This is a genomic window from Halomonas sp. PAMB 3232, from assembly GCF_031954225.1.
GTDB lineage: Bacteria > Pseudomonadota > Gammaproteobacteria > Pseudomonadales > Halomonadaceae > Vreelandella.
In genome coordinates this window covers 2,405,330-2,428,754 of sequence record NZ_CP134865.1, presented here as the reverse complement: position 1 = coordinate 2,428,754, position 23,425 = coordinate 2,405,330, and the positions used below count along the sequence as shown (strand labels likewise).

The window sequence follows — 23,425 nt, the reverse complement described above, 5'->3', positions numbered from 1 at the left end:
ATCATGAATAGCGACTACCGCAAGACGCTGCCCGGCGCGCTAATGGGCGGTGAGCCGGTCGACTTCTTCGATGCCCGTCAGGCCGTCGAAGAGATCGCCCCGGGCGCTTATGAAACGCTGCCCTACACCTCGCGGGTACTCGCCGAGCAGCTGGTACGCCGCTGCGAGCCGGCGCTTCTGGTTGATGCGCTTTCCCAGCTCATCGGGCGCCGGCGCGATCTCGACTTTCCCTGGTACCCGGCGCGGGTGGTATGCCACGACATTCTCGGCCAGACCGCCCTGGTCGATCTCGCCGGGCTACGGGACGCCATCGCCGAGCGCGGCGGCGACCCCGCTCAGGTCAACCCGGTGGTGCCGACCCAGCTGATCGTCGATCACTCGCTGGCGGTGGAGCACAACGGCGACGACGACCAGGCGTTCGAGAAGAACCGCGCCGTCGAAGAGCGGCGCAACGACGACCGCTTTCACTTCATCAACTGGACCAAGCTCGCATTCGAGAACGTCGACGTGATTCCGCCGGGCAACGGCATCATGCACCAGATCAATCTGGAGAAGATGTCGCCGGTGGTGCAGTGTCGCCAAATCGATTCCGGTGCGAAGGTTGCCTTTCCGGATACCTGCGTGGGCACCGACAGCCACACGCCGATGGTCGACGCGCTCGGCGTGATCTCGGTGGGCGTGGGCGGGCTCGAGGCAGAGAGCGTGATGCTTGGGCGCGCCTCGATGATGCGGCTGCCGGATATCGTGGGCGTGGAGCTGACGGGCAAACTAGCCCCGGGTGTCACCGGTACCGACATGGTGCTGGCGATCACCGAATTCTTGCGCCGTGAGCGCGTGGTCGGCGCCTATCTCGAGTTCTTTGGCGAAGGCGCGGACGCGCTCAGCATCGGCGACCGGGCGACGATCTCCAACATGACGCCGGAGTACGGTGCCAGTGCGGCGATGTTCTATATCGACGACCAGACCATCGACTATCTCAAGCTCACCGGGCGCGACGATGAGCAGGTGGCGCTGGTGGAAACCTACGCCAGGCACACGGGGCTTTGGGCCAGTGATCTCGAAACCGCGGAGTACGAACGGGTGCTGCGCTTCGATCTCTCGAACGTGGCACGCACGCTGGCCGGGCCGTCGAACCCGCACGCCCATTTGCCGACGTCGGAGCTCGCCAGCCGCGGCATCGCGATCAATTACGAGGCCGCGCAGCAGGACGAGCTCGACGGCCGGCTGCCCGACGGCGCGGTGATCATCGCCGCGATCACCAGCTGCACCAACACCTCCAACCCGCGCAACATGGTGGCGGCGGGACTGATCGCCCGCAACGCCAACCGGCTGGGGCTTCTTCGCAAGCCCTGGGTGAAGTCGTCGCTGGCGCCGGGGTCGAAAACCGTGACGATGTATCTCGAGGATGCCGGGCTGATGGATGAGCTCGAGGCGCTTGGTTTTGGCGTGGTGGGCTACGCCTGCACGACCTGCAACGGCATGTCCGGCTCCCTCGACCCGAAAATTCAGCAGGAGATCAAGGAGCGCGACCTTTACGCCACGGCGGTGCTCTCGGGAAATCGTAATTTCGATGGGCGCATTCATCCCTACGCCAAGCAGGCGTTTCTGGCTTCGCCGCCGCTGGTGGTGGCCTACGCCATCGCCGGCACCATCCGCTTCGATATCGAAAAGGACGTGCTGGGCGTGGATGACCGAGGCCATCCGATCACGCTCAAGGATATCTGGCCCGATGACAGCGAGATCGACGCCATCGTCAAGGCCTCGGTTAGACCTGAGCAGTTTCGCCAGACCTACATCCCGATGTTCGATCTCGACAAGAGCCAGCGTACTCAGGTCGAGCCGCTCTACGACTGGCGCCCGCAGAGTACCTATATTCGTCGCCCGCCTTATTGGGAGGGGAACATGGCGGCGGCCCGGGCGCTCAAGGGCATGCGGCCGCTGGCGATTTTGCCGGACAACATCACCACCGACCACCTGTCGCCGTCCAACGCCATTTTGCCGGACAGCGCGGCCGGCGAGTACCTGCTGAAAATGGGCCTGCCGGAGGAGGACTTCAACTCCTACGCCACCCACCGGGGCGATCACCTCACCGCCCAGCGGGCGACCTTCGCCAACCCCAAGCTCTACAACGAGATGGCCCTCGACGATGACGGCCACGTGCGCCAAGGGTCGCTTGCGCGTCTGGAACCCGAAGGCAAGGTGGTGCGCATGTGGGAGGCGATCGAAGCCTACATGGCGCGCAAACAGCCCTTGATCATTATCGCCGGCAACGACTACGGTCAGGGCTCCTCGCGGGATTGGGCGGCCAAGGGCGTGGCGCTGGCCGGAGTCGAGGCGATCGTCGCCGAAGGCTTCGAGCGCATCCATCGCACCAATCTGGTAGGCATGGGCGTGATGCCGCTGCAGTTCGAGCCCGGCACCACGCGCAAGACCCTGGCGCTGGACGGCACCGAGGTGTTCGATGTGGAAGGGGATACCGCGCCGGGTGCGACGCTGACGCTTTTGATCCACCGCGCCGGCGGCGTCGAGCGCGTGCCGGTGATCTGCCGGCTCGATACCGCCGAGGAGGTCACTATCTACGCCGCCGGCGGGGTGCTTCAGCGCTTCGCTCAGGATTTTCTGGAGGCGACGCCAGCCTGATTCGGCCTCGTTTGTCACCCTTCACACACGCCCGGCCCCGCGCCGGGCGTTTCAGGAGCACGCCATGACCATCAGTCCCCAGCTCGAGATTCCCGCCACCTACATGCGCGGCGGCACCAGCAAGGGCGTCTTCTTCGCGCTCGACGATCTGCCCAAAGCGGCCAGAGCGCCGGGCCCCGTCCGCGACCGCTTGCTACTGCGCTTGATGGGCAGCCCCGACCCCTACGAAAAGCAAATCGACGGCATGGGCGGGGCGACATCGAGCACCAGCAAGGCGGTGATTCTCTCGAAAAGCACCTCAACGGATCACGACGTCGACTATTTGTTCGGCCAGGTGTCCATCGACCGACCCTTCGTCGATTGGAGCGGCAACTGTGGCAACCTGTCCGCCGCCGTCGGCCCATTCGCGATTCGCGCCGGGCTCATCGACCCGGGGCGAATTCCCGATGATGGCGTGGTCGAGGTCCGTATCTGGCAGGCGAATATCGAAAAAACGATCATCGCTTGGGTACCGATCACCGGCGGCCGGGTGCAGGAAACCGGCGACTTCGAGCTCGACGGCGTGACTTTTCCCGCCGCCGAAATCCCGGTGGCCTTCGTCGACCCCGCCGACGGCGAAGGGGCGATCTTCCCCACGGGAAACGTGGTGGACGCCCTCGAGGTGCCAGGCATCGGTACGCTCGAGGCGACAATGATCAATGCCGGTATTCCCACCGTATTCGTCAACGCCCAGAACATCGGTTACACCGGTACGGAGCTCCAGGAAGCGATCAACGGTGACGCCCAGGCGCTTGCCCGGTTCGAGGCGATTCGCACCCACGCCTCGGTTAAAATGGGGCTGGCTGAAAACCTCGAGGCGGCGGGGGGGCGCCAGCACACGCCAAAGGTAGCGTTCGTGGCGCGGCCTTCGGACTATACGGCGTCGAGCGGCCGGTCCGTGGTGGCGGGAGATATTGATCTGGTCGTGCGCGCGCTCTCGATGGGCAAGCTCCACCACGCCATGATGGGCACCGCGGCGGTAGCGATTGCCTCGGCGGCGGCGATAAAGGGAACGCTGGTGAACCTGGCCGCTGGCGGCGGCGAGCGCGAGGCGGTCACTTTCGGTCACCCATCCGGCACGCTGCACGTGGGTGCCAAGGCGAGCCTTGTGCAGGGCGTTTGGCAGATCGACCGGGCGCTGATGAGCCGTAGCGCCCGTGTACTGATGGAAGGCCGGGTGTTCGTACCCGGCGATGGTCTGGAAAGCGCTTGAACGAGCGGCCAAACCCTCGGTTCTGCGGCCTTTTATGCCCACACCCCGGCCCTGAAAATGGGGCGTGGGCGCCTGAAATCTACTCGTCGAAAGTGATCTGATCCTGCATACCTTCGACCGTGGCGGGCCCGATGCCGCTGACGCGCGTGAGATCATCGGCGTTTTCGAAGTCGCCGTTGGCGCTACGCTCTTCGATAATGGCCGCCGCGCGGCTGGGGCCGACACCGGGCAGTTCGGCCAGCAGCTCCTCATCGGCGGTGTTGACGTTGATCGGCGCCATGGACTGCGCCAGCGCTGCGCCGCTGACCCCGATGCCCAATAACGTCGCTGCCAGTAATCCCTTGATCATTCGCTTCATGGTAAGCCCCCTTGAGATAACGATGGATTCTTGCTGTCGTTCGCCCGGTTTGATCCCCGCCGCCGGGACTATTGATCACCCTGGCAAGGCTTGTGTCACGCCGCCGTCATCTGAAAACGACGGCCTTTGTAAGCGCATGCCCAAGTTCGGTCCTGAGATCGCTTACACGAAAGCGCGGGGCAAGGCTGGTATAATGGCGCGGTTCAAACAAGGAGCGCGCCCGTGTCAACCGATTCTCCCCTCATCATCGCCCTCGATTACCCGTCGCTGGACCAGGCCCTGTGCATGGCGGACCAGCTCGACCCTGCCCGCTGTCGAGTGAAAGTGGGTAAAGAGCTTTTCACCCGCAGCGGCCCAGCGGTGCTCGAGGCGCTTCATGGGCGCGGCTTCGAGATCTTTCTGGATCTCAAGTTTCACGATATTCCCAACACCGTGGCCAGCGCCGTGCAGGCGGCGGCGGAGCAGGGCGTTTGGATGGTGAACGTGCATGCCAGTGGCGGCAAGGCGATGATGGAAACCGCGGCCGAGCGGCTCTCTCGAAACGGCCTGAAAACCCACCTGATCGCCGTGACCGTGCTGACCAGCATGAGTGGTGAGGCGCTTGGTGATATCGGCGTGAGCGGAGCGCTTGATGAGCAGGTGATGCGGCTGGCAAGGCTTACCCATGAAAGCGGTTTGGCCGGGGTGGTCTGCTCCGCCCAGGAAGCGGCAGCGGTCGAAAGCGCCTGCGGTAAGGCGTTTTTGAAAGTGACGCCAGGTATTCGCCCACGCTCTGCCGCACTCGATGACCAGTCGCGCGTCATGACCCCGAGCGCGGCGCTGGCCGCAGGCAGTACTCACATGGTGATCGGGCGCCCGGTCACCCAGGCCGAGGAGCCGATGGCGGCGCTCAAGGCGATCGAAGCCGACATCGCCGGCGCTACTCGCCCTCGATCCCGGTAATCGGTTTGATCGTGCCCCAGCGCCGGCAGCTGGGGCACTGCCACACCAGATGGTCGCTGGTAAAACCGCAGTGGCGGCAGCGCTGGCGCGGCCGGCCCTCGAGCAGAGCCCCGGTGTGGTGTTTCAACAGCAGCAGGCGGGTATCCGGCGATGTCTTGCCGTTTAGCCGCTCGCTTTCCAGATACAGATCGATCAGATAGTCGAGCCCGCCCAGACTCGGCGCTTCGCGCAGCCACTCGCCGGTGCGCTCGATCGCGCTATCGACGCCGTCGCGGCGGTGAACGAGTTCGCCCAGCGCCACGATCACGCTGGTGTACGGCGCCTGTTCCAGCAGTCTATGTAGATGCGCCTCGAAGCCCGCCGAGTTCTCCAAGCGCTCGTAGGCGCGCTTGAGCGCGCTCAGCATTGTGGGGGTATGCGCGATATCCTGATGGGGAATGCGCTCGAGCCAGTCGATCGCCCGCTGATAGTGGCCGTTTTCCATTTCGAGTTCGGCGTAGAGCAGCGTTGCACGCACGCAGTTCTCGTCCATCTGCAGCGCTTTTTTTAGATGCTTTCGCGCAAGCGCGCGGCTCGATTCGCTGATTTCCTCGACGGCAAGCTCGCACAGCCAGTGGGCGGCGGGGCGGCGCAGAACGGGCTGCTGCTTGAGGATGGGAGCGACGGTCTCCAGCGCTTCCTGCCATTCGCGCTCGCGGTCGAGCAAATCGAGCAGCAGGCGCTTGGCGTGTAGCCGGTAGGTGTCGTCGGTAGCGTGACTCAACAGCGTTTTTAAAAGCCGCTGGGCGCGATCGTGTACGCCCAAAGCGATGAAATCCTGGGCGAGCTCGAGCTGGATGTGATCGTTGGTCGTGACCGAAAGGGCGGGGCGAGCGAGCAGGTTCTGGTGAATGCTGACGGCCTTGTCCGCCTCGCCGCGAGCGCGAAAGAGCTTGCCCAGGGCAATGTGCGTTTCGACGGTATCGCTATTGACGTCCAGCGCGTTGATGAAGGTGTTGATTGCCTCATCGGGCTGTTCGTTGAGCAAATAGTTGAGCCCGACAAAATACTCTTTCGACAGCGCCGGCGCTTTGGGCGTCGGTCGGATGAGACGCTTGCCGGCGCGATGGCGTACGCCAAGCCCAAAGCCAATGGCCAGGGCGGCGAAAAGCACGCCGAGCAGCGCGACATCCTGCATTTAAGCCAGTTCCTTGAACTCCTGGGTGCGAAGGCGGTCGAGTTCTTTTTGCTGGTGCTTGCTGTGTCGCTCGCTACGAGCCAGGCGGGCTTTCAGCCGAACGTAAACCCCCAGCATCGCCAGCATCCCCAGCACGACGCCCAGCGTCAGCGTGGCCAGAAGCCATACCGATAGCGAAATCGGGGGAAGTTCGGTCCAGATCAGATTCAGGGCGATCGCCTGCTGGTTGTTCACGGCAAACAGGATACCGACCAGCAGCACCACGAGTAATACGATGGCTAGTAAAAGCCCTTTGATCCAACGCATGAGAAGTTCCTGGTGTTAACGTGCAAGTTTTTACGTGCAGAAGGGCTCTATTGTGTATGAGTCAGGACGCGGCGTCATCCCCGACAACGCGATTGGCCCGCCTCGAACGCCCCTGTTTCAATACCCCAGCGCGCGGCTAGCGTCGACCTGCTCGCGCAGCTCCTTGCCCGGCTTGAAGTGGGGGACGTACTTGCCCTCGAGATCTACCGGGTCGCCGGTCTTGGGGTTACGACCAACCCGCGGCTCGCGGTAGTGCAGCGAAAAGCTGCCAAAGCCGCGGATTTCGACGCGGCCACCGCTGGAGAGGGCGTCGGTCATGTCGTCGAGTATGATACGCACCGCCGTTTCGACTTCCCTGGCGGACAGCTCCGGTTGACGCATCGCGATTTGTTCGATTAATTCAGATTTGGTCATCGGTTGGCTCCCTGCAAACGTTAAAGGTCGTATGCGCTTACGGCCGCAATAACATCTACTTCAGCATACTGCGCATCGGGTGATAAAACAATTCGATCAAAACTAGGTACTTTAGTTAAAACAAGGTTCTAGGTCGAATAACAGCATAGGCGAAGCCGGCCCCTGGCGCGACCCTGTGGCTCAGGTATACTGGCTTTCCATTCAAGACTTGATAGAGGTCCACGTTGAGCGATGACACTTCCCCGGAGGCCATCCTCCGTAAACGGCTTTACTGGCATTCGCGTCGCGGCATGTGGGAGCTGGATCTGCTGTTGATTCCCTTTCTCGAAAAGCGCTTCGATTCGCTCTGTGAGGAGGATCGACTGGTTTACCAGCGCCTGATCGAGGAGGAGGATCAGGATCTCTTCGTCTGGCTGATGCACCGCGAGTGGCCCACCGACCCGGACCTGCGCCGGCTCGTTCAGATGATCGTCGAGCATGCCGAAACCACCGATAACAGTGCCTATCGCACGCTCTAGATTCCCACCGATAATCCACGCGCTGCTGGCATCGGGGCTTGCAGGCGTGGGTCTGACGTTTGCCCCGCCGCCTCTGGTGCTTGCCGTTTGGCTTTTACTGTTGGCAGCGGTCGCGTTACACGCCCGCGCCCAGCCCAAGGGCACGCTATCGATTCAAACGCTCGATGAGGTGCTTTATGCGCGCTGGATAAAAGCGTGCGGCGAGCCATATGACGCCGTTTTGCTTCGCTGTCACTATCTCGGCCCTTGGCTTTTGGAGCTGGACGTGGGCGGCGCGCGTCTCTGGCTCTGGCCGGATAGCGTGTCGGCTCAAGACCACCGCGCGCTTCGCCGGCTACTGCACCGCCCCGGTCGCTAGCTCGGCTCGCGTTCACGCGGGCGCCAGTAAGGGCGTCAGTCGACGTTTTGAAAAACAGGGAGATGTTGCGCAGAGAGTTTGCGCAAACAAGCCGTGAAACAGATGTACGTAAAGCAGGGCTTGGGATCAATCAGGAAAAGGGGAGTAATCGATGGTGCCCGGAGCCGGACTTGAACCGGCACGGGGTTACCCCCGAGAGATTTTAAGTCTCTTGCGTCTACCGATTTCGCCATCCGGGCGTATAGCAGCAGGCGATGGAGGGCATCTGGTCGCTGCTATCGAAAATATGGAGGCTGGAGTCGGAATCGAACCGGCGTACACGGAGTTGCAGTCCGCTGCATAACCACTCTGCCATCCAGCCTTACAAGTCGTTTGGAGCGGGAAAAGAGAGTCGACCGGGCTGGCGTTCCAGCTCTCGACTTGCTTCTGATCCTGCTGCCGACGCTTTGAGTCAATTTGGAGCGGGAAAAGAGATTCGAACTCTCGACCCTCGCCTTGGCAAGGCGATGCTCTACCACTGAGCTATTCCCGCTCGACTCGAGGGCGAATTATACGCACTAACGCGGGCTTGTCAATCGCTGAAATGGTCAATGCGACCAATAAGATAACGCGCGTTCAGCAAATGCCTACATCGAGCGGCTCAGGTGCGGCCAGGCGGCGCGCAGATACTGAAACATCGACCACAGCGTCAGCACCGCCGCCACGTACAAAATGGCAACGCCAACCATGGCCAGCGCATGGCCGGAGGGGACGGCAAGCAGAACCAGAAGCGCCACCATCTGCAGCGTGGTCTTGAGCTTGCCAATCCAGGAGACCGCGACCATGCCGCGCTTGCCCATTTCCGCCATCCACTCGCGCAGCGCCGAAATCACGATCTCACGTCCGATGATGACCAGCGCGGGCAGCGTCAACAGCGCAGTGTCGAAGCGCTCGATCAAAAGCGCCAGCGCCACCGCGACCATCAGCTTGTCCGCCACCGGATCCAGAAAGGCGCCGAAGGGCGTCGACTGATTCCAGAGCCGCGCCAGATAGCCGTCCAGCCAGTCGGTGATCGAGGCGAGCGCAAACAGGCCCGCTGCCAGCGGCATGCTCCAGCTGTAAGGCAGGTAGAAGAGCACGACCAGAAGGGGAATGAAAACGATTCTTGCCAGAGTCAATATGTTGGGTATGTTCATCGCAGGGCGCGATCCTTGCCGGAGAATCAGAAAATCAAACGTATGTAGGGCTATTCTATCCGCCTTGGGGCGCGGCATCCATGCCGCAAAGACCTTTATCCATTGAGCGCCTGGTAGATCGACGCGGCCATGGTCGCGCTAATGCCCGGTACGCGAGCGAGCTCATCCTGACTCGCCTTCTGTACCCCCTGAAGCCCGCCGAAAAAGCGTAACAGTTCGCGCCGCCGCTTGGGCCCAACGCCTGGAATGTCCTGCAGGGTCGAGGTGCGACGCGCCTTGTCGCGCTGGGCGCGGTGGCCGGCAATGGCGAAGCGGTGCGACTCGTCGCGGATGTGCTGAATCAGATGCAGCCCCGGTGAGGCCGGGTCCATCGGCAGCGGGTTGTCGCTGCTTTCCAGAAACAACGTCTCGAGCCCCGCCTTGCGCGTGGTGCCCTTGGCCACGCCCAAAAGCGTGATGCCTACGACGCCGAGCTCCTCGATCACCCCGCGGGCCATATTGAGCTGGCCCTTGCCGCCGTCGACGATCAGCACATCCGGCGCGATCGCTTCACCGCTTTTGACGCGCTTCAAGCGCCTCGTCAGCGCCTGCTGCATGGCGGCGTAGTCGTCGCCGGCAGCGACCCCTTCGATGCGAAAATGACGATAGTCGCTTTTACGCGGTCCCTGTTGATCGAATACCACACACGACGCCACGGTTGCCTCGCCCTGGCTGTGACTGATATCGAAGCATTCCAGCCGCGCTGGCGTATTCTCGAGCCCCATCGCCTTTTGCAGCGACTCGAAGCGGGCCATGAGCTGGGTTTTGTTCGCCAGCTGAGAGGCGAGCTGCTGCTCGGCATTGGTCATGGCGAGTTTTTGCCACTGGGCGCGGTGGCCGCGTACCTGATGCGCCACGCGTACCTTCTTGCCGGCCTGCTCGCTGAGCGCATCGGCGATCAGCTGGCTATCGTCCAGGGCGTGGCTGGTGATCACTTCGGCGGGGACGTTGTGGGGCTGGCCGAAGTAGTACTGGCTAACCACCTCGGTCAAGAGCATCTCGTCAGAGAGCTCGAGATCGTTTTTCGGCGTATGGTGGCGCGCGCCGAGCAGCCTTCCATCGCGAATACTCATGATGGACACCCCCTGAGCGCCGGGGCGGTGGGCGAGGGCGAAGATGTCCGCGTCGCCGCTTTCGTTGTCGACGAACTGGCGCTGTTGAAGCTGTCGGAGTTTCGAAATCTGGTCGCGAAGCCGCCCGGCCTCCTCGAAATCGAGCGCCTGGCTTGCCGTCTCCATGTCGCGGCCGAGCGCCTCGGTGACGCTGTCGCTTTTACCCTCCAGGCACATCACCGCGTGCTCGACGTCGCGCTGATACTCTTCTTTAGAGATATAGCCCACACAGGGCGCGCTGCAGCGGTCGATCTGGTACTGAAGGCAGGGGCGGCTGCGGTGGGCGAAGACGCTGTCCTCACAGTTGCGGATGCGAAAGATCTTTTGCATCAGCGTCAGGCTCTCTTTCACCGCGCCGCTGCTTGGGTAGGGGCCCAGATAGCGGCCGTCGCCGCGCCGCTGGCGAGCGCGCTTGTACTCGAGCGCCGGATAGGCATGGCGATCGGTGACGAACACGAACGGATAGGATTTATCGTCGCGCAGCAGAATGTTGTAGGGCGGGCGCAGCTCCTTGATCAGCGTTTGCTCGAGCAGCAGCGCCTCGGTTTCGGTGCGCGTGACGGTAACCTGAACGTCGGCGATACGCGCCACCATCGCCTGGGTCTTGGCGTTGAGCTGGCCACGAAAATAGCTCGCCAGGCGCGCCTTGAGCCGCTTCGCCTTGCCAACGTAGAGCGTGTTTTGCTGATCGTCGAGCATCCGGTAAACGCCGGGGGAGGTGCTTACCGAGCTCAAGAATTGCTTGGCATCGAAAGTCATGGAACCTGGGATCTGCGTGAGCGAGCACTGGATGTTAGGCCTAACCCTCGCGCGCGTCAAAGCCCTCGACCAGCCCGTGGCGAAGCGCCAGATGGGTCAGCTCCACGTCGCTGGTCACGGCCAGCTTGTCGAATAGACGATAGCGGTAGGTGTTCACGGTTTTAGGGCTCAAATGCAGCCGTTCGGAGATGTCCTGAACCCGCTGGCAGTTGACGATCATCAGCGCGATTTGAAGCTCGCGCGGCGAGAGTTGGCGAAACGGGCTGCGCTCTTCGGTGAAGTGAGCAAGTGCCAGTCGCTGGGCGATCTCCTGGCTGACGTAGCGCCCGCCGCTGTAAACCTGGCGGATCGCTTTGGTCATCTCCTCGATGTTGGCGCTCTTGCTCAAAAAGCCAGAGGCGCCGGCTTCGAGCATACGCCTTAAAATGCTGTCTTCCATGTAGGCCGTTAGAATCAGAACGCGCACGTTTTTCATGCTGCGACAGATACGCCGGGTCGCTTCCAGCCCGCCAATGCCGGGCATTCGAATATCCATCAGCACCAGATCCGGTTTGACCTGACGACAAAGCGTGACCGCGTTTTCGCCATCGACGGCTTCGCCTGCAATCGTGATATCGCGCTCCTCGTTCAGCAGGTGCGCGATACTGCTTCTTACCAAATGGTGGTCGTCGGCGATGAGAACGTTAATCACGTGGTCGCTCCTGCATTCATGCACTCACACGTTGTGTTGTTCGACGTTTGTTCTGCCGTCGGTTGCCTGGGGTTCGAGCTTAGGGGTCGAACCTAGGGTGCCATAGCTTTTGCCAAAGGAGAATTAGTAAATATAAAACCCACGCCGGGCTTGACCCGAGGCATTTTCTTGCTTAGTATTCGCCGCGCACTCGGCCACAAAACGCCGGTTGCTCTGGGGCCTTAGCTCAGCTGGGAGAGCGCAACACTGGCAGTGTTGAGGTCAGCGGTTCGATCCCGCTAGGCTCCACCAAATTCAAAAGCCCCGCTCATCGAGCGGGGCTTTTTCGTGCGCATCATGCGGGCGCCAAACGCCCGGCCAGTGCCGAGCGTAGCGAGCTTTAGCCAATGCGGCCCAGCAGCAAAAATTCCATCAGCGCCTTTTGCGCGTGCAGCCGGTTGCCGGCTTCCTGCCAGACCACCGCGCGCGGGTCGTCGAGCAGCGTCTCGCTGATCTCTTCGCCGCGGTGGGCGGGCAGACAGTGCAAAAACAGCACGTCGTCGGCGGCGGCATCCAGCATCGCCTCGGTGACCTGGAAGCCGGCGAAGTCGGCCTCGCGTTTGGCCTGCTCCTCTTCCTGGCCCATGGAGGCCCATACGTCGGTGGTGATCAAATCGACGCCCCGGGTCGCCTCGACCGGATCGTGGAACAGCGTCACGCGATCGCCTGCGGCCTCGAGAATGTCGGCGCGCGGCTCGTAGCCTTTCGGGCAGCAAACGTGCAGGTTGAAGCCGAACTGGCGCGCGGCGTTGATCCAGGAGTGGCACATGTTGTTGCCATCGCCCACCCACACTGCCGTGCGGCCTTCGACGCTACCCCGGTGCTCTTTCCAGGTCATCACGTCGGCAAGCAGTTGACAGGGGTGGTAGTCGTCGCTCAGCGCATTGATCACCGGTACCGAGCTTGCGCTGGCGAAGGTTTCGATGCCTTCGTGAGAGAAGGTGCGAATCATCACTGCGTCGACCATTTCCGAGAGCACCCGCGCGGTGTCCTCGATCGGCTCGCCGCGGCCAAGCTGGCTATCGCGAGGGGAGAGAAACAGCGCGTGGCCGCCGAACTGGGTCATACCGGTCTCGAACGAGACGCGGGTACGGGTCGAGGATTTTTCGAAAATCATCGCCAGCGTCCGGTTCTTGAACGGCGTATAAACGGGGCCTTCGGTCTTGAGCTCGCTTTTGATGGTGATGGCACGGTCGATCAAGTAGTCGAGCTCGTCCGGGCTTAGATCCAGCAGGGTCAGAAAATGGCGGGTCGCCATGATAACGTCTCTCCGGGTAAATACCCCATCCTAGCGACGGCGCGGGGGATGCGCAACGCCACCGGCATGCGTAGAATAGGGCGCTTGATAAAGCCGAGCAGTTTACTCAGGTACCGCTTGATGGCGGTACTCTTTAAAGACGTGACGAGTTGCGTACACTAGATGAACGCGCCACCGATCGAAGGAGCACTCCATGAGCACAACGGTTGAGAACATCCAGCGCCAAATCAGCGAAAACCCGATTCTGATCTACATGAAGGGCACGCCCCAGCTGCCCCAGTGTGGCTTTTCCGCCCAAACCGTTCAGGCGCTGATGAGCTGCGGCGAGCGTTTTGCGTTCGTTAACGTGCTGGACAACCCGGATATCCGCAGCGAACTGCCCAAGGTCGCCAACTGGCCGACGTTCCCGCAGCTGTGGGTCGAAGGCGAGCTGGTTGGCGGTTGCGATATCGTGATGGAAATGCATCAAAGCGGCGAACTCGAAAAGCTGATCAAGGAGGCCGGCCAGCGCGCCAGCGCAGCCGAAGGCAGCGACGCGCCGAGCGAGTAAGGCGCCTTTTGGCCCGCGGTTGGCGGGCTCTCTCCCAGCCGCTAGAATGGCCGCCCGCCATTCGACAGATCGTTTGAAGTGGCCTCCCCGGCGCTACCGGGGAGCGCCAGCCCGCCAAAGGAAATAGTGCTCAATGAGCTATCAGGTTCTGGCCCGCAAATGGCGCCCGCGTACGTTTCACGAGCTGGTGGGGCAGACCCATGTTCAGCGCGCGCTGGTCAACGCCCTCGACCAGGGGCGCCTTCACCACGCCTACCTGTTCACCGGCACCCGCGGGGTCGGCAAGACGACACTTGCGCGTATTCTGGCCAAGTGCCTGAACTGCACCGCCAACGGCGAAGGCGACGATGGCGTCACGTCCACGCCCTGCGGGCAGTGCGATAGCTGCCGCGCCATCGATGAAGGCCGCTTCGTCGATTTGATCGAGGTGGACGCCGCCTCGCGCACCAAGGTCGAAGACACGCGCGAGCTTCTGGACAACGTGCAGTACGCGCCGACCCAGGGGCGCTACAAGGTGTACCTCATCGATGAGGTGCACATGCTCTCGACCAGCAGTTTCAACGCGCTGTTGAAAACCCTGGAAGAGCCGCCGCCGCACGTTAAATTCCTGCTGGCCACCACCGACCCGCAAAAGCTTCCGCCCACGGTTCTGTCGCGCTGTTTGCAGTTCACTCTCAAGCACATGCCGCCGGAGCGGGTGGTCGAGCATCTGACGTTCGTGCTGGGCCAGGAGGGCGTGGCCTTCGATGAAAGCGCGCTGTGGCTTTTGGGCAAGGCCGCCGAAGGCTCGATGCGCGACGCCATGAGCCTGACCGACCAGGCGATCGCCTTTGGTCAGGGCGCGGTGCGCCATGCCGATGTCGCCGCGATGCTGGGCACGCTCGATCATCGCCATATCCTGGCGCTGGCGAAGGCGCTGGCCGAGGTCGACGTACAGGCGATTCTCGCCGAAGTCGCCACGCTCTCCGAGCAGGGGCCGGACTTCGCCGCGGTGCTCGATGACCTGACCGGCATTCTGCACCGGCTGGCGGTCGCGCAAATGGTGCCAGGGGCGGTGGATAACAGCCACGGTGACCGCGATACCATTCTCGAGCTTGCGGGCCACTTCACCGCCGAGGATATCCAGCTTTATTACCAGATTGGTATTCAGGGGCGCGGCGACATGGAGCACGCCCCGGATCTGCGCAGCGCGCTGGAAATGACGCTTTTGCGCATGCTGGCGTTTCGCCCCCAGGGCGTGCCCCGGCCGCCGAAAACGCCGCTACCGCTACGCTCAGAACCCATGGCGCAAGCCAACGCGGCCACACCCGCCGACCACGAGCCGGCGGCCGACGCGCCAAAAAAGCCTGATCCTGCCCCGGCGGCGTTCGAATCAGCGCCTGTCAGCGCCCCGGTGCAGGAAGTCGCAAGTCCGATCGATCAACCGTCGCCCCCCTGGGCGATGGACGACACCGCCGCGCATACTGAAGCGCCCGGGCCCGAGCCCGAGCCCGCCGCGCCGGCGTTCGTACCGGATACCCCCATCGTGGTTGACGCCGATGTGCCCGACTTCGATGAGCAGGACGTGCCTGTACAGGACGTGCCTGTCGAGGACGTGCCTGTCGAGGACGTGCCTGTCGAGGACGTGCCCGTACAGGACCTGTCGTCCGAGAGCGCCTTTATAGAAAGCGCACCTGCGCCGGATGCGCCTGCCGAGAGCGCTCAGGCACAGGGTCGGCAAGTTCAAGAGCCAGCCGACGAGCAGGCGTCGAGCGACGCGGCGGCGGCTAAAACCGCGCCGGTGCCCGGCGGGCGGCTCGACCACGCCGGGTGGCTTGCGCTGTTCGACCAGCTTGGCCTTGGCGGTTTGACCCGCAACCTGGCGGCGCACTGCCAGCTGGCAAGCGATGATGGACGCACGCTGGTGTTGACCCTGGACCCGAGCCAGTCGGCGATGCAGGCCGATGTACACCAGCAGCGCCTGGAGAAGGCGCTCGCCGATCAGGGCTTTTCGCGCTCGGTGAGCTTTGAGGTCGGCGAGCTCGACACCAGGCTCGAAACCCCGCGCGACCAGTCGCTGCGCTTTCAGCGCGAGCGTCACGCCAGCGCCGTTGATCTATTGCAGCGCGACCCCAATATACAGAAGCTACGTCAAGCCTTTGGCGCAACGCTCAACGAAGAGAGCGTCAAGCCAAAAACCTCGACGTCGCCATGACAGCCCGGCGTTTGCGGCTTACGCTAAGCTTTCAAACCGCACCGATTGACCACCAGGGAGTAGACACCATGTTTAAAGGCGGAATGGGCAACCTGATGAAGCAGGCCCAGGAAATGCAGGAAAAGATGCAGCAGGTCCAGGAAGAGGCGGCGAAAGCCGAGGTCTTCGGCGAGGCCGGCGCGGGCATGGTGAAGGTCACCATGAACGGTCGTCACGATGTGAGCGACGTCACCATCGACCCAAGCGTGCTGGAAGAGGACAAGGAGCTGCTCGAAGACCTGCTGGCCGCGGCGGTCAACGACGCCGTGCGTAAGGTCGAAGCCAACTCCAAGGCGCGGATGGAAGAGGCCACCCAGGGGCTGAATCTGCCGCCCGGCTTCAAGATGCCGTTTTAAGCGATGCGTTTCTCCCCGCTCATCGAGCAGCTCATCGAAGCGTTTCGGGTGCTGCCAGGCGTTGGGCCGAAGACCGCCCAGCGCATGGCCATGCATCTGCTCGAGCGTGAGCGCGAGGGCGGCCAGCGTCTGTCCGAGGTGATCGAGCGCGCCATCCGTGAGGTGGGTTACTGCCAGCGCTGCCGCACGCTTACCGAGGCCGAGGTCTGCGCGCTGTGCGACAGCCCGCGGCGCGACGACAGCGTGCTCTGCGTGGTGGAGTCGCCGGCGGATCAGCTCGCCATCGAAGAGGCGGGCGGCTTTGGCGGGCGCTACTTCGTACTTCACGGCCATCTGTCGCCGCTCGACGGGATCGGCCCGGAAGCGATCGGGCTCGACCTGCTCGAGGAGCGTGTAAGCTTAGGCAATATCCGCGAGATCGTGCTGGCGACCAATCCCACCGTCGAAGGTGAAGCGACCGCACACTACATCGCCTCGCAGCTCGCCCAGTACGGCGTCGCCTTTTCCCGGCTCGCCTACGGCGTACCCATGGGCGGCGAGCTCGAGTACGTCGATGGCGGCACGCTCAGCCGCGCGTTCAACGGCCGCCTGCCTTTCGGCCTCGAATAGCCACGCCACACTCTTCTGCCTGCGCCCGCGGCGAGCCTGCCGCGAGGCGTCGATTACCGTCACCTGGGCCGCTTTTGGTACCACCACAGGGAAGTCTACCGTGTCCGTTTTAACCCAACCGTCCTACCGATGGATCGAGACCGCCGACCAGCTCGACGCCGCCTGTCGGGAGGTCGAGGCCGCCAGCGTGATCGCGCTCGATACGGAGTTTTTCCGCGAAAACACCTTTTTTCCGATTCCGGCGCTGATCCAGTTTTGCGCCGGTGATCTTGCCTATCTGATCGACCCGGTCGCCACCCCGTGCACCGAGGCGTTCAGGGCGCTGTTGCAAAACCAGGCCATCAAGCTGCTGCACGCGGGCAGCGAGGATCTGGAAATTTTCCAGCTCTGGGCCGGTGTGCTGCCGACGCCGCTGGTGGATACCCAGATCGCTCAGGCGCTGCTCGGCGAGGTGCCCGCCATGGGGTATCAAAAGCTGGTCGAGCACTGGGTCGGTGAGACCCTGCCCAAAGAGGAGACGCGCTCGAACTGGCTGCTCCGGCCGCTGACGCCGAGCCAGTGCGACTACGCCGCCCTCGACGTTATCTATCTGCTGCGGGTCTGGGCACTACAGGCGGGTCAGCTCGACATGCTGGGGCGCCGGGAGTGGCTTTTCGAGGAGTGCGCCGCTCAACTTGCCCAGGCCGAGCGCAGCAGCGAAAGCGACGCGCTCTGGTACACCCGCCAGCGCCAGCTGTGGCGGCTGCCCCCCCGGGCGATCGATGCCTATCAGCGGATGACCGCCTGGCGGGAAGGCGAAACCCGCCGACGCGACTTGCCGCGCAACTGGCTCGCTAGCGACAAGCTGCTGTTTGCCGTGGCCGAGGCAATGCCGAAAAACCGCTTCGAGCTAGCCGGCGTCGAAGGCGTGAAACCGGCCTTCGTCAAGAAGGAGGGCGATACGCTGCTCGAGTTCGTCAGAGAGGCGCGTCACTGCCCGGAAGAGGCGCTGCCCGCGCCTTGGCCGGACCCGGCGTCGCCGAGTTTCAAGCGTCGCTTCAAGGCGCTCAAGAAAGTCATTAGTGCAAAGGCGGCGGCGCTGGGTATCGCCCCGGAAGTGCTGCTCAGACGGCGCGACATCGAGGCGCTGGTGATGCAGGACATGGCCGGTGAAGCGCCGACGCTTCCCGGCGGCTGGCGGGGCGAGTGTTTGAACGACGCGCTATCTCAGGCGCTACAGGAGAGCGGAGCATGAGCGACAAGCTGGTCTGCGAGATCTTCAAAAGCTCGCGCAAGGAAGAGATGTATCTTTACGTGGACAAGCGCCAGGGGCTTGCACCGGTGCCCGAGGCGCTGATGGAGACTTTTGGCAAGCCCGTGGCGGTGCTGACCATGATTTTGACTGCGGATAAAAAGCTCGCCCGGGTCGATGTCGGCGACGTGCTCGAGGGGATCGAGACCCAGGGCTTTTACCTGCAGATGCCGCCGGCAAAAGAGGAGTATCTTTTGGACGTCCACCGCGCCCACGTCGACCGCCATTCATGAACTTTCTGGCCCACGCCTTGCTTGCCCGCCGCGGCAGCGACGGCTTTTTGCTGGGCAACGTGATCGCCGACGGCGTCAAGGGAAGCGACCTTGCCCCTTGGCCGTCATCAGTGGCGGCGGGCATTCGCCACCATCGGCGGGTCGACGCCTTTGTCGATAGCCACGCGCGGGTCAAGGGGGTCAAGGCGTCGGCGCCGGCGGGTCAGCGCCGCGTGGCCGGTATTGCGCTGGACGTTCTTTGGGATCACTTTCTAGCGCGTGAGCTGATCGGCACCGCCGAGTTCGAAGCGCTGGTGGCGCGCCTTTATACGCTGCTCGAGCGTGAAGGCGCCCCCAACCGGCTGGCCGCGATGATGCCGGCGCTGATCGAGCAGGACTGGCTTCATCGCTACGCCGATTTCGACTTCACCTGCCGCGCCATTGCGGGCCTCGGCCAGCGGCTCTCCGGACCCAACCGGCTGGCCGAATTGACGCCCTGGCTTGACCACCAATACGGCTGGCTCGAAGCGCAATTCGAGCCGCTGTGGGCCGACTGTCTCGAGCGGCTCGACGCTACCGGCAATGAACGGCCGGCGACGAACGGCTGACGATGAGCTGATGACGGTAGACAGCAACGCCTGCCACACTTGACGAACGAGGATGAGATGCGCGAACGCTTCTGGGAAAAATACGCTCTCGAGGAGCTGGCCGATGACGAGTGGGAGGCGCTTTGTGACGGCTGCGGGCAGTGCTGCCTGCTGAAGTTTCACGACGACGACACCAACGAGCTCGCCGTTTTGAACGTGGCGTGTCGCTTGCTCGATACACACAGCTGTCAGTGTAGCGACTACGAGAACCGCTTCGATACCGTGCCGGACTGTACTCAGCTAACGCCGGCACTGGTGCGCGAATTCAACTGGCTACCGGCGACCTGCGGTTATCGCCGGGTGGCAGAAGGGCGCAAGCTGGCCGGCTGGCACCCGCTCTTGAGTAACGACGCCGAGCGCGTCCACCGCAAGGGTATTAGCGTTCGCGGCTTCGCTGTTTCTCAGGATGACGTGCCGGAGCGCGAGTGGGACGAGCACATCATTGCCGTGCTGCCCATTCGCTAGCGCCCGTCTGAGCGCTTAACGCTTGAGCGCCACCAGCATCAGCGACAGGCTTTTGAAAAGCGACACGCGCGGTTTGGCGGCTTTTTTCTGGCGCTCGGTCTGCGTCGCCGGGGTGTCCCAAATGGTCAGAAACTGTTCCTGATACTTCATGCTGCTCTCCTGCGCCGAGGCGCCGTTAAGGTATAAAACTTTCGTCTATGCGACTAACGGCTATTATGGCGCACTCCTGTACGGCTGAAAAGTATTTTTGGAAAACGTTTCCATTAAGTTAGCGGCGTTTAAAAAATCGAATTATTGGCGTTCAATAAAAAGCGCTCGCATGGAATTGCGAGCGCATTTTTGGATATTGCGATGAACGCTTGCGTTATAAGGGCTTACCTGTCGAGACCCAGCGCCCACAGGATGAACGCGTCCTGGCGGGCGGCGTCCTTCCACGCCTTGAAGCGCCCGGATGCGCCGCCGTGACCGCTCTCCCTGTCGGTGTAAAGCAACACCGGGGCGTCGGCCTGCTGGGCCTGGGTGACCTGGGCGTAGAACTTGGCCGGCTCCCAGTAGCTGACGCGGGTATCGAACCAGCTGCCTTCGATCCAGAGCGGCGGATAGGCCTGGGCTTTGACGTTATCCACCGGCGAATAACCCTGAATGCGCGCGTACACCTCCGGCTCTGCCGGGTTGCCCCACTCGCTGTACTCGGCGGTGGTGAGCGGAAGCTCCGGGTTTTGCATGGTGCGCAGCACGTCGAGAAACGGCACGTCCAACACGGCGGCGCAGAACGCCTCGGGGGCGCGATTGAGGCAGGTGCCCACCAAAAGCCCGCCGGCGCTGGCGCCGCAGGCGACGATTTTGTCATCGAGGCTCGCGCCTTGATCGACCAGCGCCTGACGCGCGGCGAGAAAATCAGAGAAGCTGTTCTCCTTGTGCGCCATCTTGCCGTCCAGATACCAGGGCTCGCCGCGCTCGCCGCCGCCGCGAACGTGGGCCACGGCGAAGGCCACGCCGCGCTCTAGAAGCGACAGCCGGGCGATCGAAAACCAGGGGTCCAGCGGCTCGCCGTAGGCGCCGTAGCCGTACAGCAGGGTGGGTAGCGGGGCATCGATCAAATCCGCCCGTGCCACGATCGATACCGGCACGCGCTCACCGTCCGGGGCCGTGGCCCAGAGGCGGCGGCTGGCAAGCTGCTCGGGTTTGAGGTTTCCGTGCACCGCCAGGGTTTTGAGCAGCGTGCGCTCGCCGCTCTCCAGATCCAGCGCGTACCAGCTCGCCGGGCGAGTGAAGGACTCCTCGCGCACCTGTACCACGGTGGTGTCGAAGTGCGGTGCGTCTTCCATGAGCTGCGAGCAGGGCAGCTCGACCAGCTCGATCGGCGCATCCTGGGTAATAACACCATTGCCTTCGAGCACCAGCCGGCGCAGCCGCGTCTGGGCCTGGTGGTGGTCGCGCTCGGCCACGATCAGCCCCCAGGCAAAAGCATCCACGCCTTCCAGGGTCTGATCGTCCCGATGGGCAATCAGCGTTTGCCACTCGGCGCTTTCAGCGTCTTCCTCGGTCAGGGCGTGCTCGTCGAGTACGTCGAGGGCGAAGTGGGGCCCGGCCTGGTTTTGCAGCCGGTAGAAGGCGCCGGGGCGGTGGTCGATGCTCGCCTCGACGCCTTTCACGCGCCGATGTAGCAGCAGAGGCGGCGTGGCCGGGGCGTCGGCGGGCACGGCGAGAATTTCGCTGGTGTCCTTGGCGCTGGTTTCGATCAAAAGCCAGGCCTTCGAGCGCGTTTTGCCCACGCCCAGCCAGAACTCGGCGTCGTCCTCACGCAGCACAAGCGTGGCCGGGGCATCCTGGGCGGGGTTGGCGAAATCCACCGCGCAGCGCCACAGGCTGTCCGGGCGCTGGGTGGCATCGAAGCGGGTGAACAGCAGCGTGGCGCCGCGTGGGGTTTGATCCTCCGCCCAGCAAAGCGCCGGGCCGATATCGCTTGCCAGCTTGTGCGGCTCGCCGTTGGGCAGCGCTTTCAGCCACAGCGTGTAGCGCTCGTCGCCCTGGGTGTCCTCGCTCCAGGCAAGCCACTGCTCGTCCGGGGTGAGCGCCATGTCGCCGATCTCGAAAAAGGCGTGCCCCTCTGCGCGCGCCACCACGTCGAAAAAGCACTCCGGCGCGCCGGGGTTGTCGAGCGGGGCGCGCCACCAGCGCGGGTAGTCGTCGTCTTCGCCGGTTTCACTCCAGAACGTAAACACGTCGAGTGCGGTCTCAAGGCTTTTGACGGCCAGCTCACGCCGGGAAAGATTTTCCTGATAGAGCGTGTCGGCAAGCGGCGCGAGCGGGCGAAACCAGCGCTCGTGCTCCTCGTTGGTCGCGGTCAGAAAAGCGTCGACCTCAGCCGTGTCGCGCTGCTCCAGCCAGTGCCAGTGGGGGTCGTCGGCGCGATAGTAGCGCGCCACGGGCGAGTCTTTGCGCATGCCAGGCTGTGCTTTCATAAATTGACAGGTACCATAACGGGAAATCAACCGCGGGTGCGTTCACCCACACGAGGGTATTATGCTGTTTACAGGCTCAATGTCACTGCTCTGGCTAAGTTATTACGGGGTTTCGCTGGTAGTGCTATTGGCGGTGTATTTTGCGTTGTCGTTTTTGCCGCGCCTGCCGCGGCTGGTCCTTACCTGGGGCGTGGCCGGCGCGATGTGGATACCTGCGCGCTTTAGCCTGCCGCTGATCGAGGAGAACGAGTTCTACACCGGCTGGGCGCCGGCAGCGATGGTGTCGGCGGTCGGCTTTCTCGAGCACAGCGCCTCGGCCCTGTGGGGCGGGCTGGTCTGGCTTCTCATCGGCATCGCGCTGGGCGCCTGCGCGGGTGTTGCGCTCTGGTGGGTTCGCCGCCCGGCCGCGCCGACCAAGCGTGACCCGACCAAACGCGGTCCGTCAAACCACGACGACGGCGATGACGACCGCCCGCGCGCGCCGCGCAATGCCGGCCCCAAACGCGCGGCGCCTAAAACGCGAAGCGCCGGTGGTGACACCAAACGTCGCGAGCCGGTGATCAACTAGGCTAAACACCTGGCAAGGAGAGCCCCATGTGCGAGCTTTTAGGCATGAGCGCCAACGTGCCGACGGATATCTGCTTTAGCTTTTCGGGCTTTCTGCACCGCGGCGGGGGAACCGGCCCCCACCGCGACGGCTGGGGCATCGCCTTCTACGAGCAGGGCGGCTACCGAGAATTTCGCGACCCGCACCCATCGGTGGATTCGCCCATCGCTCGGCTAATCTGCGACTATCCGATCAAATCCAACGTGGTGATCAGCCATATCCGCCAGGCCAACGTGGGCGGCGTGCGCCTGGCCAACACCCATCCGTTCACTCGCGAGATGTGGGGCCGCCTTTGGTGCTACGCACACAATGGCCAGCTCGACGGGTGGCAGGAGCTTGCGCTCGATGTCTACACTCCGGTCGGCTCGACGGACAGCGAACACGCCTTTTGCTGGCTGTTGGGTGAGCTTCGCCGCGCGTTTCCAACTCCGCCTGCATCTTTCGAACCGGTCGCGGCGCTTTTGCACACGCTCTGCGAGCGCCTGCGGGGGCTTGGCGTCTTCAACCTGCTGCTCTCCGACGGTGAGTCGCTTTATAGCTACTGCTCGACCAAACTCGCGCACATTACCCGACGTGCCCCCTTTGGCGAGGCGGAGCTGTCGGATGCCGAAATGACGGTCAATTTTAGCGAGCACACCACCGCGAATGATGTGGTTTCGGTGATCGCCACCGCGCCGCTGACGCACAACGAGGTGTGGACGACGATGCTGCCCGGCGAGCTTCTGGTATGGCGAGAGGGAAGCATAAAGGCGCGTTACGCACCATAATGAGCACGCGACACGTCGGTTTCGAGCCAGGCGCATGGCTCGCATGAAACAGTAGTTTCAATCGAGCGTTTTACAGCCCTGCGCCCCTGGTATATCTTGGAGCGACGTCAACATCACAAGATCGTCAAACGATTAACAAAACAACAAGGTCGGTCCACTTATCGACACGGATAGCGGAGATTGCA

Annotated in this window: 25 protein-coding genes and 4 tRNA genes; 16 read left to right on the top strand and 13 right to left on the bottom strand. The window is 63.0% G+C overall.

Annotated features, from left to right (window positions below; translation table 11 throughout):
- Positions 1-3 precede the first annotated feature (3 nt).
- Together acnD and prpF are read left to right on the top strand one after the other, a co-directional pair.
- Entirely contained in the window at positions 4-2,640 is a 2,637-nt protein-coding gene (gene acnD, locus RN346_RS11105) for a Fe/S-dependent 2-methylisocitrate dehydratase AcnD (protein WP_311961156.1), read from the top strand.
- 64 nt (positions 2,641-2,704) lie between these two features.
- Positions 2,705-3,892, top strand: a complete 1,188-nt coding sequence (gene prpF / locus RN346_RS11100) for a 2-methylaconitate cis-trans isomerase PrpF (protein ID WP_311961155.1) — start codon at positions 2,705-2,707, stop codon at positions 3,890-3,892.
- Between the two features lie 79 nt (positions 3,893-3,971).
- Here the strand turns inward: prpF and RN346_RS11095 are convergent, their stop codons facing one another.
- On the bottom strand, positions 3,972-4,250 hold the full coding sequence (locus RN346_RS11095; RefSeq protein ID WP_263586744.1) for a ComEA family DNA-binding protein: 279 nt from the start codon (positions 4,248-4,250) through the stop codon (positions 3,972-3,974).
- A 222-nt stretch (positions 4,251-4,472) separates the two neighbouring features.
- Between RN346_RS11095 and pyrF the strand changes: the two genes are divergently transcribed.
- The gene (gene pyrF / locus RN346_RS11090) at positions 4,473-5,192 is read left to right on the top strand and encodes an orotidine-5'-phosphate decarboxylase (RefSeq protein WP_263586745.1); all 720 of its coding nucleotides are present in this window, start codon (positions 4,473-4,475) and stop codon (positions 5,190-5,192) included.
- Here the strand turns inward: pyrF and lapB are convergent.
- From lapB to RN346_RS11075, 3 genes are all read right to left on the bottom strand, one after another.
- Positions 5,170-6,369: a lipopolysaccharide assembly protein LapB gene (lapB, locus tag RN346_RS11085; RefSeq protein WP_311961154.1), complete on the bottom strand. Its 1,200-nt coding sequence runs from the start codon at positions 6,367-6,369 to the stop codon at positions 5,170-5,172. The two genes, pyrF and lapB, sit on opposite strands and share 23 nt — an antisense overlap.
- Positions 6,370-6,675, bottom strand: a complete 306-nt coding sequence (locus tag RN346_RS11080) for a lipopolysaccharide assembly protein LapA domain-containing protein (RefSeq protein ID WP_252109017.1) — start codon at positions 6,673-6,675, stop codon at positions 6,370-6,372.
- A gap of 117 nt (positions 6,676-6,792) precedes the next feature.
- Positions 6,793-7,089, bottom strand: coding sequence for an integration host factor subunit beta (locus tag RN346_RS11075; protein WP_252109016.1), 297 nt, complete (start codon positions 7,087-7,089; stop codon positions 6,793-6,795).
- A 224-nt stretch (positions 7,090-7,313) separates the two neighbouring features.
- Here RN346_RS11075 and RN346_RS11070 point away from each other — a divergent pair, with 224 nt between their 5' ends.
- Positions 7,314-7,607, top strand: coding sequence for a succinate dehydrogenase assembly factor 2 (locus tag RN346_RS11070; RefSeq protein WP_263586748.1), 294 nt, complete (start codon positions 7,314-7,316; stop codon positions 7,605-7,607).
- Between the two features lie 46 nt (positions 7,608-7,653).
- A complete protein-coding gene (locus RN346_RS11065; RefSeq protein ID WP_311961153.1) occupies positions 7,654-7,965 on the top strand; it encodes a hypothetical protein in 312 nt (103 codons plus the stop codon).
- A gap of 152 nt (positions 7,966-8,117) precedes the next feature.
- Here RN346_RS11065 and RN346_RS11060 read toward each other — a convergent pair.
- The 6 genes from RN346_RS11060 to uvrY form a co-directional block, all read right to left on the bottom strand.
- Positions 8,118-8,204: transfer RNA gene (locus RN346_RS11060), tRNA-Leu, on the bottom strand.
- Between the two features lie 48 nt (positions 8,205-8,252).
- Positions 8,253-8,326: transfer RNA gene (locus RN346_RS11055), tRNA-Cys, on the bottom strand.
- A gap of 96 nt (positions 8,327-8,422) precedes the next feature.
- Positions 8,423-8,497: transfer RNA gene (locus RN346_RS11050), tRNA-Gly, on the bottom strand.
- A 94-nt stretch (positions 8,498-8,591) separates the two neighbouring features.
- Positions 8,592-9,140 carry a CDP-diacylglycerol--glycerol-3-phosphate 3-phosphatidyltransferase gene (pgsA, locus tag RN346_RS11045; RefSeq protein WP_263586750.1) on the bottom strand — a complete coding sequence of 183 codons (549 nt, stop codon included), beginning with the start codon at positions 9,138-9,140 and terminating at the stop codon, positions 8,592-8,594.
- A gap of 95 nt (positions 9,141-9,235) precedes the next feature.
- Positions 9,236-11,050 carry an excinuclease ABC subunit UvrC gene (gene uvrC / locus RN346_RS11040; protein WP_263586751.1) on the bottom strand — a complete coding sequence of 605 codons (1,815 nt, stop codon included), beginning with the start codon at positions 11,048-11,050 and terminating at the stop codon, positions 9,236-9,238.
- A 40-nt stretch (positions 11,051-11,090) separates the two neighbouring features.
- The gene (uvrY, locus tag RN346_RS11035; RefSeq protein ID WP_263586752.1) at positions 11,091-11,741 is read right to left on the bottom strand and encodes a UvrY/SirA/GacA family response regulator transcription factor; all 651 of its coding nucleotides are present in this window, start codon (positions 11,739-11,741) and stop codon (positions 11,091-11,093) included.
- 215 nt (positions 11,742-11,956) lie between these two features.
- Here uvrY and RN346_RS11030 point away from each other — a divergent pair.
- Positions 11,957-12,032, top strand: a tRNA-Ala gene (locus RN346_RS11030).
- Between the two features lie 88 nt (positions 12,033-12,120).
- Here the strand turns inward: RN346_RS11030 and argF are convergent.
- Entirely contained in the window at positions 12,121-13,038 is a 918-nt protein-coding gene (argF, locus tag RN346_RS11025; protein ID WP_263586753.1) for an ornithine carbamoyltransferase, read from the bottom strand.
- 193 nt (positions 13,039-13,231) lie between these two features.
- Between argF and grxD the strand changes: the two genes are divergently transcribed.
- The 8 genes from grxD (at position 13,232) to RN346_RS10985 (ending at position 19,401) form a co-directional block, all read left to right on the top strand.
- Positions 13,232-13,588: a Grx4 family monothiol glutaredoxin gene (gene grxD, locus RN346_RS11020; protein WP_311958251.1), complete on the top strand. Its 357-nt coding sequence runs from the start codon at positions 13,232-13,234 to the stop codon at positions 13,586-13,588.
- A gap of 133 nt (positions 13,589-13,721) precedes the next feature.
- Entirely contained in the window at positions 13,722-15,782 is a 2,061-nt protein-coding gene (gene dnaX / locus RN346_RS11015; RefSeq protein WP_311961152.1) for a DNA polymerase III subunit gamma/tau, read from the top strand.
- Positions 15,783-15,850: 68 nt separating this feature from the next.
- Positions 15,851-16,177, top strand: coding sequence for a YbaB/EbfC family nucleoid-associated protein (locus RN346_RS11010; protein ID WP_252108931.1), 327 nt, complete (start codon positions 15,851-15,853; stop codon positions 16,175-16,177).
- 3 nt (positions 16,178-16,180) lie between these two features.
- Positions 16,181-16,786 (top strand): recombination mediator RecR, encoded by a 606-nt coding sequence (gene recR / locus RN346_RS11005; RefSeq protein ID WP_311958249.1) that lies wholly within the window; start codon positions 16,181-16,183, stop codon positions 16,784-16,786.
- A gap of 100 nt (positions 16,787-16,886) precedes the next feature.
- Entirely contained in the window at positions 16,887-18,020 is a 1,134-nt protein-coding gene (gene rnd / locus RN346_RS11000) for a ribonuclease D (protein WP_311961151.1), read from the top strand.
- On the top strand, positions 18,017-18,310 hold the full coding sequence (locus tag RN346_RS10995) for a YcgL domain-containing protein (RefSeq protein WP_263586757.1): 294 nt from the start codon (positions 18,017-18,019) through the stop codon (positions 18,308-18,310). The genes rnd and RN346_RS10995 overlap by 4 nt, the downstream gene beginning before the upstream one ends.
- Positions 18,307-18,897, top strand: coding sequence for an ACP phosphodiesterase (locus RN346_RS10990; RefSeq protein WP_263586758.1), 591 nt, complete (start codon positions 18,307-18,309; stop codon positions 18,895-18,897). Before RN346_RS10995 ends, RN346_RS10990 begins: the two co-directional genes overlap by 4 nt.
- Before the next feature lie 57 nt (positions 18,898-18,954).
- Positions 18,955-19,401 (top strand): YcgN family cysteine cluster protein, encoded by a 447-nt coding sequence (locus RN346_RS10985; RefSeq protein ID WP_263586759.1) that lies wholly within the window; start codon positions 18,955-18,957, stop codon positions 19,399-19,401.
- 15 nt (positions 19,402-19,416) lie between these two features.
- Here the strand turns inward: RN346_RS10985 and RN346_RS10980 are convergent, their stop codons facing one another.
- Complete coding sequence (locus RN346_RS10980; protein WP_263586760.1) at positions 19,417-19,551, bottom strand: hypothetical protein; 135 nt, start codon at positions 19,549-19,551, stop codon at positions 19,417-19,419.
- A gap of 224 nt (positions 19,552-19,775) precedes the next feature.
- Positions 19,776-21,866, bottom strand: a complete 2,091-nt coding sequence (locus RN346_RS10975; RefSeq protein WP_409335763.1) for a S9 family peptidase — start codon at positions 21,864-21,866, stop codon at positions 19,776-19,778.
- Between the two features lie 61 nt (positions 21,867-21,927).
- Here RN346_RS10975 and RN346_RS10970 point away from each other — a divergent pair, with 61 nt between their 5' ends.
- Together RN346_RS10970 and RN346_RS10965 are read left to right on the top strand one after the other, a co-directional pair.
- Complete coding sequence (locus RN346_RS10970; RefSeq protein ID WP_311961149.1) at positions 21,928-22,434, top strand: hypothetical protein; 507 nt, start codon at positions 21,928-21,930, stop codon at positions 22,432-22,434.
- A gap of 26 nt (positions 22,435-22,460) precedes the next feature.
- Positions 22,461-23,240 carry a class II glutamine amidotransferase gene (locus tag RN346_RS10965; protein WP_263586763.1) on the top strand — a complete coding sequence of 260 codons (780 nt, stop codon included), beginning with the start codon at positions 22,461-22,463 and terminating at the stop codon, positions 23,238-23,240.
- Positions 23,241-23,425 lie beyond the last annotated feature (185 nt).

What these genes read in the sequence shown, in the direction of transcription:
- acnD (WP_311961156.1), top strand. Translation starts at nt 4, where the DNA reads ATGAATAGCGACTACCGCAAGACGCTGCCCGGCGCGCTAATGGGCGGT.
- prpF (WP_311961155.1), top strand. Translation starts at nt 2,705, where the DNA reads ATGACCATCAGTCCCCAGCTCGAGATTCCCGCCACCTACATGCGCGGC.
- RN346_RS11095 (WP_263586744.1), bottom strand. Translation starts at nt 4,250, where the DNA reads ATGAAGCGAATGATCAAGGGATTACTGGCAGCGACGTTATTGGGCATC.
- lapB (WP_311961154.1), bottom strand. Translation starts at nt 6,369, where the DNA reads ATGCAGGATGTCGCGCTGCTCGGCGTGCTTTTCGCCGCCCTGGCCATT.
- RN346_RS11080 (WP_252109017.1), bottom strand. Translation starts at nt 6,675, where the DNA reads ATGCGTTGGATCAAAGGGCTTTTACTAGCCATCGTATTACTCGTGGTG.
- RN346_RS11075 (WP_252109016.1), bottom strand. Translation starts at nt 7,089, where the DNA reads ATGACCAAATCTGAATTAATCGAACAAATCGCGATGCGTCAACCGGAG.
- pgsA (WP_263586750.1), bottom strand. Translation starts at nt 9,140, where the DNA reads ATGAACATACCCAACATATTGACTCTGGCAAGAATCGTTTTCATTCCC.
- uvrC (WP_263586751.1), bottom strand. Translation starts at nt 11,050, where the DNA reads ATGACTTTCGATGCCAAGCAATTCTTGAGCTCGGTAAGCACCTCCCCC.
- argF (WP_263586753.1), bottom strand. Translation starts at nt 13,038, where the DNA reads ATGGCGACCCGCCATTTTCTGACCCTGCTGGATCTAAGCCCGGACGAG.
- grxD (WP_311958251.1), top strand. Translation starts at nt 13,232, where the DNA reads ATGAGCACAACGGTTGAGAACATCCAGCGCCAAATCAGCGAAAACCCG.
- dnaX (WP_311961152.1), top strand. Translation starts at nt 13,722, where the DNA reads ATGAGCTATCAGGTTCTGGCCCGCAAATGGCGCCCGCGTACGTTTCAC.
- RN346_RS11010 (WP_252108931.1), top strand. Translation starts at nt 15,851, where the DNA reads ATGTTTAAAGGCGGAATGGGCAACCTGATGAAGCAGGCCCAGGAAATG.
- recR (WP_311958249.1), top strand. Translation starts at nt 16,181, where the DNA reads ATGCGTTTCTCCCCGCTCATCGAGCAGCTCATCGAAGCGTTTCGGGTG.
- RN346_RS10995 (WP_263586757.1), top strand. Translation starts at nt 18,017, where the DNA reads ATGAGCGACAAGCTGGTCTGCGAGATCTTCAAAAGCTCGCGCAAGGAA.
- RN346_RS10990 (WP_263586758.1), top strand. Translation starts at nt 18,307, where the DNA reads ATGAACTTTCTGGCCCACGCCTTGCTTGCCCGCCGCGGCAGCGACGGC.
- RN346_RS10985 (WP_263586759.1), top strand. Translation starts at nt 18,955, where the DNA reads ATGCGCGAACGCTTCTGGGAAAAATACGCTCTCGAGGAGCTGGCCGAT.
- RN346_RS10980 (WP_263586760.1), bottom strand. Translation starts at nt 19,551, where the DNA reads ATGAAGTATCAGGAACAGTTTCTGACCATTTGGGACACCCCGGCGACG.
- RN346_RS10975 (WP_409335763.1), bottom strand. Translation starts at nt 21,866, where the DNA reads ATGAAAGCACAGCCTGGCATGCGCAAAGACTCGCCCGTGGCGCGCTAC.
- RN346_RS10970 (WP_311961149.1), top strand. Translation starts at nt 21,928, where the DNA reads ATGCTGTTTACAGGCTCAATGTCACTGCTCTGGCTAAGTTATTACGGG.
- RN346_RS10965 (WP_263586763.1), top strand. Translation starts at nt 22,461, where the DNA reads ATGTGCGAGCTTTTAGGCATGAGCGCCAACGTGCCGACGGATATCTGC.